This window comes from Shewanella piezotolerans WP3, assembly GCF_000014885.1.
In the GTDB taxonomy this organism is placed as follows: domain Bacteria; phylum Pseudomonadota; class Gammaproteobacteria; order Enterobacterales; family Shewanellaceae; genus Shewanella; species Shewanella piezotolerans.
On record NC_011566.1, the window covers coordinates 1409019 to 1423771 of the forward strand.

Sequence of the window (14753 nt, forward strand, 5' to 3'; positions counted from 1 at the left end):
TTAATGAAGGAATTTTGTCATGGATGATACTAATCAAAATGATCTAATAGTTGGTACTGATAGTGATGACCATATTGAAGGACTTACTGGCAACGACATAATAGATGGTCGCTCAGGTGATGACTATTTAGTTGGTGGAGAGGGGGACGACACCATCTCTGGTCAGGAGGGGAGAGACTTTATCTTGGGTGACCAAGGGTTAGGGGAACAGTCGGATACTCCGGTAATCGAAAATGCGGAGACGACCGCTTGGGGCGTCGAGCAACAGGTGTTTAATGCTGAAGACTCCATTGAGCCTATGGCTGGAAATTGTGCAGCCAGCCAGATTGTGAATATTGGCGGCTATGTCGGTAATGTCGGTAATACTTTCACCCTCAACGTGGCTCTGCCTAAGGACAGCCCGGTATTACAAGATGGCGCAGAGCTAACCATAAATATTCTTATTCCCGATGAGAACGGCAATATGGTGATTGCCGCTTCAGGTACTGCTACACAACTCGCCGATGGAACCATACAGATTAATTTTGAGATCAATAGCGACCAGCTAGACGCAAGCGGCGATATTGAGTTGCAATTTGTCAGCACTGGTGTTGACGCTGGCACAGAAATCAATATCGATTCTGTAGAACTGCTAGCCCACAACACCTATAACGATGTATTGGACGGTGGCGTTGGTGACGACCATCTTATGGGGCAGCAGGGTGAAGATAAATTGTTTGGCGGAGATGGTGATGATCAGCTCGATGGTGGCATTAATAACGACGAATTGCATGGTGAAGCGGGTGATGATCTATTAATGGGCGGCCAGGGTGATGACCTGCTTACTGGTGGCGAGGGACAAGACACCCTGATGGGCGGTGATGATAACGATACACTTGCTGGTGGCGCAGGCAATGACACCTTGATGGGGGAGCTTGGTGATGACACGCTTGAAGGTGGTGATGGGGACGACTTACTCATTGGTGATGATGGTAACGATACGCTGATTGGTGGTGCGGGTCACGATTCTCTATTAGGTGGAAAAGGCATTGATGAGCTCAGTGGCGGCAGCGGAAATGATTACCTACAAGGTGATGAAGGTGACGATGTCTTAGCGGGTGGAGAGGGAAACGATACGCTAATTGCAGGTAGTGGTGCTGATGAGCTTGACGGTGGTAGTGGTGCCGATGTCTTACTTGCGGGGAGTGGCGATGATACGTTAACGGGCGGTGAAGGCGACGATAAGCTATTTGGTGAAGAGGGCAGCGATACGCTAAGCGGTGGTGCTGGTAACGATGAACTGCACGCAGGTGGTGGTGATGATGTGCTTACGGGTGGGGCGGGTGATGATGTGCTGTTTGGTTATGCTGGCGCCAACGTACTCGATGGTGGCAGCGGAAATGACACCATCTATGGTGGCAGTGATAGCGACCAAATTAATGCTGGTGAAGGAGATGATCTCGTTTATGCCGAGTCTGGTGATGATGTCATTGAAGGCGGAGTGGGTAATGATGCGCTGTTTGGTGGCGACGGTAATAATACGATAGATGGTGGCACTGGCCACGACTCGATATATGCAGGTGACGGTGATGACACTCTTATTGGTGGCAGTGGTGATGACAAGATTTATTCTGGCGCTGGCAGCAACACCATCGACGCTGGTGATGGTAACGACTTAGTTTATGCGGGCGTTGACGCCGATACCATTGATGCTGGTAGCGGTGATGATGTTATTTTCTCTGACGCAGGCGATGATACCGTTATAGCAGGTGCGGGTAATGATCAGATATATGCGGGTGCTGGCGACGACGTTATAACCGGGGGCGAAGGTGACGACACTATCTATGCAGAAGATGGCGATGATTTAGTTATTGGGGGCGTTGGTAACGATACCCTCTATGGTGGAGCTGGAGCTGATAGGTTAGAAGGTGGCGAAGGTAACGATGCTCTCAGTGGTGGTGAAGGTAACGATGAGCTGTTATCTGGCAGTGGTGATAATTTTCTCGATGGTGGTAGCGGAGATGACATTATTACTGCACAAGACGGTGACGATGTGTTGATTGGTGGCGATGGTCACGACAGTATTATAGCGGGAGCTGGTGATGACATTATCGATGCAGGACTTGGAAATGACACCATTGATGCGGGTGATGGCAATGATACGGTCTATGCCCAAGATGGTAACGATACCATTGAAGGGGGGTTAGGCAATGACTTGCTTCACGGAGGGCAAGGTATTGACCATCTTGATGGTGGTGAAGGTGATGATACTCTCTATGGCGGTGGTGGCGCGGATACCTTAATTGGTGGAGCTGGTAATGACTTAGTCGATGGTGGCGAAGGTGATGATGTTATTACCGGTGGAGAGGGGGATGACACGCTTATCGGTGGCAGTGGTGCGGACCAACTTTCAGGTGGTCTAGGCGATGACGTACTCGTTGGTGATGCTGGAGATGATACGCTTTTAGGTGAAGCGGGTAATGACACAATTTATGCTGGGGCGGGCAGTGATTCATTGTTAGGCGGTGCAGGGGATGACAAATTGTATGGCGGTGACGGTGACGACGAGCTTATTGGTGGCGAGGGTTACGATGAGCTTTATGGTGGCGCAGGCAATGACACGCTTTATGCCGAGAATGAAGCAGGCTTGCTCGCAGGTGGTGAAGGAGACGATAAGCTTATTGGTGGCACGGCAGACGATCAGCTCTACGGCGATGGTGGTAATGATACGATTTTAGCTGCAGAAGGTGATGACTTAGTTTTTGCTGGTGCGGGTGATGACACCGTTGACACAGGCACTGGTGATGATGTGGTCTTTGCTGGTACTGGTAGCGATAATATTGCAACTGGTGCAGGAGATGACCAAGTCTTTGGTGAAGACGGAGATAATACTATCAACACCGGTGAGGGCAAAGATGAGATCTACGGTGGAGTCGGTGCTGATACTGTTTACGCCGGAACAGGAGATGACGTCATTTATGGCGGTGATGGTAATGACGCCTTGCATGGCGAAGAGGGGGATGATTTCATTGATGGTGGCACAGGCTCCGATACCATATCTGGTGGTGTCGGAGCTGATCTCATATTTGGTGGTGATGGCAGTGACACTATCGCTGGAGATGAAGGTAATGACCTGCTATTTGGGGGAGAAGGGCATGATCAAATAGCTGGTGGTGAGGGCGATGACCAACTATTTGGCGAAGCTGGTGATGATAGCTTATCCGGAGGAGCTGGAGCCGACTTGTTATTTGGTGGTGCGGGGGATGATACCTTAGATGGTGGTGACGCGGATGATCAACTCTTTGCTGGTGACGGTGATGATAATGTTATTGGCGGCTTAGGCAGTGACTTTGTCGATGGAGGCAGTGGTCATGACACTATCGCTGGCGGTGAAGGTGATGATGTTCTGCTTGGTGGTGATGGTAACGATACTATCGAAGGTGGCGCTGGAAAGGACAAGCTATTTGCTGGTACTGGTAATGATCACTTGATTGGTGGTGAAGGTGATGATGAATTGCATGGAGAGTTTGGTGACAACACCCTTGATGGTGGAGCGGGTGACGATGTTATCTATGGTGGTAGCGGTAATGATCGGTTAATTGGCGGCGAAGGTAAGGATCACCTCGAATCGCACCTTGGTAATAATACTGTTGAAGGCGGCAGTGGTGAGGATACGATAATAACTGGTAGTGGTCATGACACTATTGATGGCGGTGATGATAATGACTCCATTGAGGCTGGGGCTGGAGATAATATAGTCTCTGGCGGAGCGGGCGATGACACTATAACAACTGGTAGTGGTCATGATTTGATCGCTGGTGGTGAAGGAGACGATATCATTCACGCAGGAGAAGGGCACAATCAAGTCAGTGGTGGTGCGGGTAATGACAGCATTATAGCGGGCATTGGCAGTGACACTATCTCTGGTGGTGAAGGTCATGACATCATTGATGCAGGTAACGGCGATAATCAAATTAGTGGCGATGCTGGTAACGATACCTTGATTGCAGGGGCTGGTAGCGATGTGATCTCAGGCGGAGCGGGGGATGACACTATTCGTGCTGGCGATGGTCACAACACGGTTACAGGCGGTGAAGGTGATGATTCGATCATAGCAGGTGAAGGACATGACAATCTCTCCGGTGGTGCAGGCAACGATAGGTTAGAAGCGGGTGCAGGTAATAACACAGTAAGTGGTGGTGATGGCGATGATGTTCTGATTGCAACAGGTGGCGATGATAATCTAAGCGGGGGCGCAGGCTCAGATAACTTAAATGCTGGCAATGGTAATAACCAACTGTTTGGCGGAGATGGTAATGACAAACTGACAAGTGGTTCAGGCTCTGATCTGCTCGAAGGCGGCGCGGGTAATGATGCGCTTAGCTCGGGTAGTGGCAATGATCAACTGTTTGGTGGCGAGGGGAATGATAACTTAAGCGGTGGTTCAGGTGACGACATGCTTTACGGTGAAGCTGGCAATGATAAGTTGACCGGTGGAGGCGGTAATGACCAACTCTTTGGTGGGGACGGGGATGATAAGCTTGTAGGAAGCGGCGGCAATGACCAGCTTCATGGTGATGTTGGCAACGACCAACTCAGTGGCGGCAGCGGTAATGACATGCTGTTTGCAGGTGTTGGTGATGACAAGCTCGACGGTGGTAGCGGAAGTGATGAACTGTATGGTGGTGATGGCGCGGATACGTTAGCAGGCGGCAGCGGCGATGACATTCTTTTCGGCGACAGCGGTGCCGATACTCTTGATGGTGGTACTGGGGTAGATACACTTTTTGGCGGAGCCAGGAGATGATACTCTTGTCTTTGATAGAGGTGATTTTGGCAATAACGTTGACGGCAGCATGGATAGTAATAGCTTTAGTTATGATGGTGGTGACGGTTTCGATGTTCTGCAAGTTTCAGGTGACAGCAATGAGATCATCGATATGACAGGGGCTGGCATTCAAAATATGGAAGCTTTTATCGTTGAAGACGGCGTGACCGATATTCAGTTAATGCTGTCTCTGGATAAGATTTACCAGCAGAGCGACGGCGATGGCATTGTTGGTAATGATAATGACGACCCATTTGAAAACAATTTCTTGGTCGTCGGTAGTGAAAACCTAGACTTGTCTGGCGGTAATTGGACCCAATCAGACAATACATTAAGTAGCCAGGATATGGACGATGAACTACGTCAGAAATATGAAGCTGAAGGAGTGGACATTGATGAGCTTCAAGGCTTTATTTTCTCCAGCGATGAAGGTGATGTTGTTATATGGAGTGACATCGATATTGGAGATATTTCACTAAACGATGAAGCATTAGGATAGTGGAATTAGCGCCTCCTCTGAAGAGTTAGGCGCCTATGAATCAGAAACTTGCTACGGGCTACCAGCTTCGAATGTTTTGATCTGCCGTTAACCAAAGCAAGAAACCTAAGGCGAAGATAATCGTTAAACTAATACCGACGATATAGAGAAAGCCTTTTCTTCCTTGTTTAAGAGGTACGCCGTTATAATTGAGAAATAATGCCCATGCAAGCGAGAGCAGTAACGGAAGAATAAACAACTTAGCCATACTTAATGCCTCGAAATTAGTCACTTAGTAATATGATTTGAAAGTATAAATTAAAAAGGCCGCGAATGCGGCCTTTTCTTTTACTCATGTGGAACTAGCTTGTTGCATTTTCCGTCGCGGTTAACTCTTGGGCGTTAAACTGGGCCTCATCGAGTTGGCCTTCTGACTTGCCAATAACCACAGCTGTCATCATGTCGCCGGTAACGTTAGTTGCGGTGCGGATCATGTCAATAATTCGATCGATTGCGGCAATAAATGCAATCCCCTCAAGTGGCAATCCAACAACGCCTAAAGTGACAGTTAGCATAACCATTGCACTGCCTGGCACGCCGGCAGTCCCTACTGAGGCTACAGTTGCTGTTACGGCAATGAGCATGTAGTCAGTCATATCGAGGGGAATACCATAGATTTGAGCGATAAAAATAGCGGCTATTGCAGGGTAAATACCACCACAGCCATCCATATTCATGGTCGCACCAAGTGGTAGCACAAATGAGCTATAACGTTTAGACACTCCCATTGATTCAGTGCAACGAGTACTGGCGGGCAATGTACCAAAACTTGATGCCGTCGTGAATGCGACAATTTGTGCTGGTATGGCTTTTCTAAAGAATTGAACAGGGCTTAATTTGGCCACAAACTTTACTAAGCCGCCATAGACGAAAATAATGTGAATTAATGCAGCTAGATAAATAGCACCAATAAATTTACCCAAAGGTAGCAGCATCGATAAACCATATTCACCTACAACCCAGGCCATGAGACCGAATACACCAATTGGAGTTAGTTTTAACACCATGCGGGTAAGCTGGAACATTACCTCGGCACCTGCTTCAAGCGTTTTTTTCAGTGGTTCAGCTTTTTCGCCAACTTTATTGATAGCAATACCAATCAATGCCGCAAATACTATAATCTGCAGTACTTTTCCTTCGGCAAGTGAGGCAAATGGGTTCACAGGTACCATGTTAAGTAGTACTTGCGCAAAACCCGGAACATGACGTTCGCTCACTTCACTTGCTACAAGTTCCGTGGTTCCGCCCATATCAATCAATGAGCCGATCGTTAAGCCTATCAGGGAGGCAATCGTACCGGTTAGCATAAACATGCCTAAGGTCTTAAAGCTTAATCGTTTCAGGTTCGCCTGTGAGCCTAAAGAGGTGATACTGACGACAATGGCGCAGAAAATAAGCGGGGCAACCAGCATTTTAATAGCGCTGATAAATAGATCGCCAAGTGGCTTTAATACCGTTGCGGATTCACCAAAGATAACGCCAACAGCGGCGCCAAGCACAAAGGCAGCCAATACCTTTTGCCAAAAAGGGATGTTTTTAATCGTTTGCCACATTATTAATATTCCAAATATTCTATTTTTATAATTAGTTTAGGTGACATTGTTGTCACTTTATTTATTGCAATCGTTTGTTCATAAACGATCCCTTCAGTGCAGCGAAGGTGAATTAGCCAATCGTTAGCATTCTATAGAGAGAGTACCTTGATTAACAAACCGATTTAGTTATAACTTATTGTCATATCAAAGTTTGTTTTAATTATATTAACAGTTAACCATTAAGTAACATGACTTACAAGTATTGCAAATAACATAAAAACATTAATGTATATGGTGGCTTATGTCGGCAAATCGCGATTTGAAACGGAAAAGAGTGCAAACGGTTTGTTGTTAAGTGTCGTTATTTTTTTATTAGTCAGTGATTCAAACTAAAGGGTACTCGCTGGTTGTTTTAACCAGAGTGAGTAATACTATACTCTTCCTGTAAAGTACTCATTCCTGCATTTCTGTCGGATAGGCTGAAAGCCTGTTGTTTAGAGAGCCATAACCCCCTTTTTAATATGACTAAGCAGTGCCAATATTTAGCAGAAGCTCCTAAAGGGCATGATGAGAAACAACTTATTACAGTGTGGTGGAATATTGAGTTCCAATAACGAGTACTATAATTTAATGTCCTGTCGACATGTCGGACCCTGTATTTTGAGATTATTTGGGTATATAACTAAGTTCAGATGAGAGAACAATATCGCATTCAAGCGAAGGAGATAAAAATTGAAAAAATGGATGTTAGCCGCTGCCGTTAGTGCAGCGTTATTTGGATGTGCTGGTCAACAGGAGTCAAAAGCCACGTTACCAGCTGGTGTAACGTTACTTGAGACTGTGAGTTTTTCAGGCCAAGATGTTGGGATCCCTTACCGTAAATATCAATTAGCCAACGGATTAACCGTTATATTACATGAAGATCATTCAGATCCGCTGGTGCATGTTGATGTTACCTATCACGTTGGTTCAGGGCGTGAATTGGAAGGTCGCAGCGGTTTTGCGCACTTGTTCGAACACATGATGTTCCAGGGCTCAGAACATGTAGGTGATGAGCAACATTTTAAGATGGTTACCGAAGCGGGTGGCACACTTAACGGAACCACCAATACAGACAGAACCAATTATTTTGAAACTGTGCCGAATAATCAACTAGAGAAAATGCTCTGGCTTGAGTCGGACCGAATGGGCTTTTTCTTACCAGCGTTAACCGAAGAGAAATTTGAAGTACAGCGTGAGACGGTTAAGAACGAACGTGCACAGCGGATAGACAACCGCCCTTACGGCAGAATGGGAGAGCGTTTCAATCAGGCTTTCTATCCCCAAGGCCACCCTTATTCATGGCCCGTCATTGGTTGGCCAGAAGATTTAGATCGTGCTGATGTTGAAGATGTTAAACATTTTTTCCAACGTTGGTATGGGCCTAATAATGCCACATTGACCATTGGTGGCGATTTTGACGAAGTGCAAGCGCTGGCTTGGGTAAATAAATATTTCGGTGAAATCCCTGCAGGCCCAGCAGTTGCTGAACCAATTAAAGAGCTGGTGACGTTGGATGAAGACCGCTATTTATCGATGGAAGATCGCGTTCATTTGCCACTGATCCGCATGGGGATGCCGACGGTCTATGCTCGCCATGAAGATGAGCCCGCTTTAGATCTACTGTCTAATATTCTTGGCGGTGGTAAAACATCAATTTTCTATAAGAATTTAGTGAAAGATGGTTTTGCTGTACAGGCTGGTGTTAGCCATCCTTGTCAGGAGCTTGCTTGTCAGTTCTCTTTGTATGCACTCGCTAATCCTGCTAAAGGCGGGAATTTGGACGCCATTGAGAAAATCATGCGCGATTCGATAACTGAGTTTGAACAGCGTGGCGTGAATGATGAGGATCTGGAAAAAGTTAAAGTTAACTTTGAAGCGGCCACCATCTTTGGTTTGCAAAGCGTGCAGGTTAAAGTATCCAGCCTAGCATTTAACGAAACATTTTCTGGTAACCCCAACATGATTGGGTCTGATTTGGCTCGATATGCCAACGTCACCAAAGAAGATGTGATGCGCGTGTTTAATCGATATATTAAAGACAAGCCTATGGTGGTAATGAGTGTTGTACCACAAGGTCAGAAGCAGTTAATCGCTAAAGCTGATAATTTTGTTGCGCCAACTGAAAAAGTCGCTGCCGTTGCCGTGCAAGATTTAAATGTGAAACCACAAATTACCTCTAAGTTTGATCGTAATGTGGTACCGCCTGTTGGCGCTGCACCGGTATTGAAAATCCCAACACTATGGCAAGGTGAGTTAGCCAATAACATTGAAGTGATAGGTACTGAAACCAATGAAACACCTACGGTTGAAGTCGTCGTTTACCTCAATGGCGGTCATCGGATACTTGATGTGCAGCAAGCTGGTCTAGCTTCAATCACAGCATCAATGATGAATGAATCAAGCCTAAAGCGCAGTGCAGAAGATCTTACTCAAGCACTAGAGATGCTCGGCAGTAATGTCAGTTTTGGCGCGAGTAGTTATCAAAGTCATCTGAAGATCTCTGCTTTGACAGAAAATCTTGATGCGACAATGAAAATTGTACAAGAGAAGTTGTTTGAGCCAGCCTTCAAACAAGCTGATTTCGACCGGGTTAAGCAACAGTTACTACAGAACCTTCAACGTCAATTGACTGAACCCAGCTATCTTGCTTCTAGAGCATTTGGAACGCTGTTGTACGGCGATAAAAGTCCGTTTGGAGTGAGCAGTGGTGGTTCTATTGAATCTGTTTCTGCAATCACTTTAGATGATGTGAAAGCTTTCTATCAGCGCCAATACACAGCGGGCAATGCTCAAATCGTGGCTGTAGGTAACTTAAGTAAAGATCAGATGCTAACAAAGTTGAGCGGCCTTAACAGTTGGAAGGGCGATAAAACCCCATTTCCTGAGTTAGCTGAATTACCTACATTCTCTGGAGGTAAAATCTACATTGTAGATAAGCCTGAAGCGGCACAATCTGTGATTAAGATTGGTAAACGTGCACTAGCGTATGATGCAACAGGTACTTTCTTTAAGTCGTATTTGATGAACTACCCATTAGGCGGCGCATTCAATAGCCGTATCAACCTTAATCTTCGTGAAGATAAAGGTTACACCTATGGCGCAAGAAGCTATTTCTCAGGCGGACCAGAGCAAGGCTATTATCAAGCTACTGCAAGTGTTCGTAGTGATGTCACTACTGAAGCATTGATAGAGTTTATTAAAGAGATCAATGAGTTCCAAGCGACTGGTATGACTGAGGATGAGCTAAACTTTATGCAAAACTCTATTTCACAGTCTAAAGCGTTAGATTATGAAACGCCGTACCAAAAAGCGGGCTTAATGCGTAATATTCAACGTTATAACCTGGATGACAATTACAGTGAGCAGCAAACTAAGATCACTAATGAAGTGACACTTAATGAGCTCAATGGTTTAGCTAAAAGTCAGTTAAAAATTGACGATATGCTTATTCTTGTCGTTGGCGATCGTGCCAAGATAGAGTCTGAATTATCTACACTTGGTTACCCAATTGAGATATTGCAGTTGTAAAATTGGCATTTAGGCCCAATATAGATGAGGTGCTCCGATAGGTGGGAGTGCCTCATCTATAATTGTCATGATATAGACATAACAGTTATTTTTATATGACTTGAAAGTTTAGTTAATTAGCACGGGTCTGATTATCTTGAGCTTTGAGTTTAAGTCACGTACTAGAGAATAATATATTGAAATCATTCAATGAATTAGTAGGGGATCTGTCTGATCCAGTAAGTCGTCAAGCACTTAGGGCAATGCAACGAGGCATTGAACGCGAGGCGCTTAGAATTGAAAAGACAGGTCACTTAGCTGCAGACAGTCATCCACAAGCATTGGGCTCTGCATTAATGCATTCGCGGATCACGACTGACTATAGTGAGTCTCTGCTAGAGTTTATTACTCCAGTTTTTGAAAATATTGACTCACTCGTTGAAGATTTAACTTACACCCATGCTTATAGCGTCCGTCATCTAAATGGACAGCGTTTATGGCCTGTAAGCATGCCTTGTTATGTTGGAGATCTCGCTGATATTCCTATTGCAGATTATGGTAGCTCTAATAATGGCAAAATGAAGCGACTATATCGTAAAGGGTTGACCTATCGATATGGCGCGCAAATGCAGATTATCTCAGGCGTGCATTTTAACTTTTCAGTATCAGATGATTTATGGAACCGTCTTTATGACTTATCTGATAAAAGCCTAACGAAAGATGCATTTATTTCAGAGTCATACTTTGGCTTGATCCGAAATTACCGCCGTTTGGTGTGGGTACTTCCCTACTTATTTGGTGCATCCCCCGCACTGTGTGGCTCATTTATCAAAGATCAACAGACGTCACTGCCATTTGAGAAAGTCGGTAAAGGCACGCTTTATTTGCCTTACGCAACGTCACTTCGTATGAGCGATTTGGGCTATACCAACCAAGAACAAGACAATTTGGATATCAGCTACAACAACTTATCCTCCTATCTTGAAGGTATGAATGCTGCCATCAATATGCCTTCTGATAATTTTGCCAAAATAGGCGTAAAAGTCGATGGTGAATATCGTCAACTAAATGCAAATGTACTACAGATTGAAAATGAATTTTATTCTCCAATTCGTGCCAAAAGAGTGGCGAAAGGAAATGAGAAACCTTCTGAATCTTTAGCGCGTGCAGGGGTTGAATATATTGAAGTTAGAGCGTTGGATGTTAACCCATACAGTGCTGTAGGGATTGAAAAATCACAAATTCGTTTCTTGGATATGTTCCTACTTAATTGTTTATTACAGCCCTCTGCTAGCACTGATGCGGAAGAAGAGGCCGAAATTGCAGCCAATTTACAAGCTGTGGTGCTTGAAGGGCGCAAGCCAGGCTTAAAACTAACTCAAAATGGTAACCAAGTATCGCTTTCTAACTGGTTAGAAAGCTTATTTGGCAATATGAGTTCAATTGCCAGCTTACTTGATGATGGAGCCGATGGAGACTATCAACAGGCGCTAGCGCATTGGCACAAAGCGGTTGTTAATCCAGATGAGACATTGTCAGGTCGAATTATGGCTAAACTAAAACTGGAACAGGTTGATCACAGCCAGTGGGTGATGTCGCTTGCCCAGCAGTATCATCAAGAACTTAAAGACTACCCTATTAGTGACTCTGTGCTTGCACGCTACGAGCAAGATGCTAAGGCATCTCTTCAGCAGCAAGCTGCGAGTGAAGCGGTTGGCGAAGTGAGTTTTGATGAATTTCTAGCTGATTATTTTGAGTCATAAGTTTGAAAAGTCTTAAGTTACTGGCTTTAATATCTATATCACTGTTATCTGGCTGTGCTTCGCAGCTAGATAACAGTAACCAGTGCGGCACGGTATCAAGCTTTTTGGCGCCAGAACCTGAGCTTGGCCAATACCGAGCTGTTGTCACCCATCTTGATGGCAAGCCTGTTATCTCTCAGCCGAATTACCGCTTAAGTGTTGGCGAACATCGCTTCACTTTGGCTGAGTTAATTGACTCTCCAGACTTAAATGTCACACTTGCTGCTCGCACCCCAAAAGATTTGACCGTGACTGTTGCGGCTAATACCCGGTACCACATTGGGGCAAAGTTTAATCGTGATAAAATTTATAACGGAAAAAACACTGATTTTTGGCAACCCGAGGTTATCAGCCAAGAACCTTATGAATGTCAATTCCCTGAGTCTCAATAAACCCCATCCCCGCTTGATTTCTAACACAATTTAACTATTGGTTAATTGCATATTGATGCTATCAATGTGACACTAGTGCATTGCTATTATTGTCCGTTGGTATAAATTTTTATGAAATGGCCTGCATTATTTGCGACTGTTATCTTGGCAACACTGTTAACAGGTTGCGCGACGCCTCCCCCGAAAGATCCTGAAAACCTATGCTCGATATTTCAAGAAAATCGTTCTTGGTATACAGCGGCCAAAGATACCAGAGAGAAGTGGGGCGTGCCGGTGCACGTGCCGCTGGCAATGATGTACCAAGAGAGCTCATTTAAGCATAATGCCGCGCCGCCAATGGAGTACTTCTTAGGTTTTATTCCCACAGGAAGAGCGAGCAGTGCTTATGGCTACGCCCAAGCAAAAACCATGACTTGGGATGATTATGTAAGAGAAACTGGGAACTCTTGGTCAAGCCGCAGCAACTTTAGCGATGCGATGGATTTTATGGGCTGGTTTATCTATAAAACACATAAAATCAATGGTGTATCTAAGTGGGATGCGCGTAACCAATACTTAAATTACCATGAAGGTTGGGGCGGTTATAAGCGTAAAACATATAATCAGAAGGCTTGGTTAGTTAAGGTCGCTAGAAAGGTCGATGATCGCTCAAAGCGTTACGCGGGCCAATATCGGCAGTGCCAAGAGGATCTTGATTCCTCTTGGTTATGGCGACTGTTTTTCGGTTAACCCGCGTAATTTGTGTTAGTTTTTATTAAAACCAGTCTGTAATCGCGACTGGTTTTTTTGTGGATTTCATAAATTGGCCCTTCATGTTTTTCCATCTTGTCCGATAACAAATGTAGATATTTTGTTAAATCAAATTTATTCTGCTGTGGCAGTTAATAATACACTCCTTGGCTCTGTCTATTGAATGGAACTCTTTATGCAAGATAATGATGATCACAAGTTGCAATTTAAGCTTATTTTCCCTGTTGTTGCGGTTGGTCTTGCTGCGTTACTGCTATTTATATTGTTTGCAGATGCTTCAATCTCTAAGTGGAATGTCGCTATGTTACTTTTGGGCATAACGTTTGCTCAAGTGATTGGCAGTTGGTATGTGATTAAAAATGCACTGAGTAAGCGATTAGCAAGGTTAAGGCAATACCTCGCATTAGTGGTAAGTACTGAAGAAGCGCCGAAGCAGCGACTGGTTGATGTTAGCGACGATGGATTAGCCCTGATTACTAATAACTTAAGTGAATTTATTGAAGGCCTTAAAGACGTACTTGATAAAGTTCGTAATGACGCAACCATTTTTCGGCAAGGCTCTGAGCAGCTGGCAGAGCAAATGACGTTAGCTGAATCTTCTGTAGAGCTAAGCAGTGGTGAAAATGAAAAAATAACTCAGTCATTGAGTGAAATAGATACTACAGCTCAGGAGCTCACTGGCAACGCTAAAGAGCTACAATCCACCTCGATGAAGGTGAACGAATTATTGCAAACAGGTACCAATGACGCCATAAAGAATCAAACTTTTATGGGGGATTTTACCCACGGTATTGAAAGCTTGGTTAGCGAACTTGATGTGTTACATAAAGACAGTCAAAAAATCGGTAACGTGTTAGAAGTGATAAAAAGTATTGCTGAGCAAACAAACTTGTTAGCACTTAATGCAGCCATTGAAGCTGCACGTGCGGGTGAGCAAGGTCGAGGTTTTGCTGTTGTGGCTGATGAAGTCAGAGCATTGGCGCATAGAACCCAAGAATCAACGGTCGAAATTCAAAGCATAGTTGAAGGCCTGCAAGGCAAAACCAGCAGTGCCGTCACAGCAATTGGTGAGAGTCAGCGAGTGAGCCAAGAAAGCTTGCAGCAATGTCAGCGAGTATCGCAAGCATTTACCGATATCGGTGGCGCTTTTCAGCAACTTGATACGTTGACGGGAAATATTAATGACAGTATTCAGGGGCAACAAACATCAACTTCAAGTATTAATGACCGAGCATCTGAAATATCAAGGCTTAGCCAAGATGTGCATAGCAATTTGAAGATAATTGCTGAACAAGCAAGAGAGCAGAAAAGCACATCAGCTCAGCTGGATAAAATCCTCAAACGAGTGTGTGTATAGGACGATGACTAAAACACTTATCG

9 protein-coding genes are annotated in these 14753 nt (G+C 44.8%); 7 read left to right on the forward strand and 2 right to left on the reverse strand.

Annotated elements, in window-relative coordinates; translation table 11 throughout:
• Window positions 1–19: 19 nt before the first annotated feature.
• Complete coding sequence (locus SWP_RS23860; protein WP_020911548.1) at window positions 20–4786, forward strand: beta strand repeat-containing protein; 4767 nt, start codon at window positions 20–22, stop codon at window positions 4784–4786.
• Complete coding sequence (locus tag SWP_RS23000) at window positions 4767–5306, forward strand: hypothetical protein (protein WP_020911549.1); 540 nt, start codon at window positions 4767–4769, stop codon at window positions 5304–5306. Before SWP_RS23860 ends, SWP_RS23000 begins: the two co-directional genes overlap by 20 nt.
• Before the next feature lie 58 nt (window positions 5307–5364).
• Here the strand turns inward: SWP_RS23000 and SWP_RS06160 are convergent, their stop codons facing one another.
• Both SWP_RS06160 and SWP_RS06165 read right to left on the reverse strand, forming a co-directional pair.
• Window positions 5365–5553: a hypothetical protein gene (locus tag SWP_RS06160; RefSeq protein ID WP_044555720.1), complete on the reverse strand. Its 189-nt coding sequence runs from the start codon at window positions 5551–5553 to the stop codon at window positions 5365–5367.
• A 94-nt stretch (window positions 5554–5647) separates the two neighbouring features.
• A complete protein-coding gene (locus SWP_RS06165; RefSeq protein ID WP_044555721.1) occupies window positions 5648–6901 on the reverse strand; it encodes a dicarboxylate/amino acid:cation symporter in 1254 nt (417 codons plus the stop codon).
• A 711-nt stretch (window positions 6902–7612) separates the two neighbouring features.
• Between SWP_RS06165 and SWP_RS06170 the strand changes: the two genes are divergently transcribed.
• From SWP_RS06170 to SWP_RS06190, 5 genes are all read left to right on the forward strand, one after another.
• The gene (locus SWP_RS06170) at window positions 7613–10450 is read left to right on the forward strand and encodes a M16 family metallopeptidase (protein ID WP_044555722.1); all 2838 of its coding nucleotides are present in this window, start codon (window positions 7613–7615) and stop codon (window positions 10448–10450) included.
• 176 nt (window positions 10451–10626) lie between these two features.
• Window positions 10627–12192 carry a glutamate--cysteine ligase gene (gene gshA / locus SWP_RS06175; RefSeq protein ID WP_079891918.1) on the forward strand — a complete coding sequence of 522 codons (1566 nt, stop codon included), beginning with the start codon at window positions 10627–10629 and terminating at the stop codon, window positions 12190–12192.
• A 2-nt stretch (window positions 12193–12194) separates the two neighbouring features.
• Window positions 12195–12623: a hypothetical protein gene (locus SWP_RS06180; RefSeq protein ID WP_020911556.1), complete on the forward strand. Its 429-nt coding sequence runs from the start codon at window positions 12195–12197 to the stop codon at window positions 12621–12623.
• 111 nt (window positions 12624–12734) lie between these two features.
• Window positions 12735–13352 (forward strand): transglycosylase SLT domain-containing protein, encoded by a 618-nt coding sequence (locus SWP_RS06185; protein WP_020911557.1) that lies wholly within the window; start codon window positions 12735–12737, stop codon window positions 13350–13352.
• 196 nt (window positions 13353–13548) lie between these two features.
• Entirely contained in the window at window positions 13549–14730 is a 1182-nt protein-coding gene (locus SWP_RS06190) for a methyl-accepting chemotaxis protein (protein ID WP_020911558.1), read from the forward strand.
• Window positions 14731–14753 lie beyond the last annotated feature (23 nt).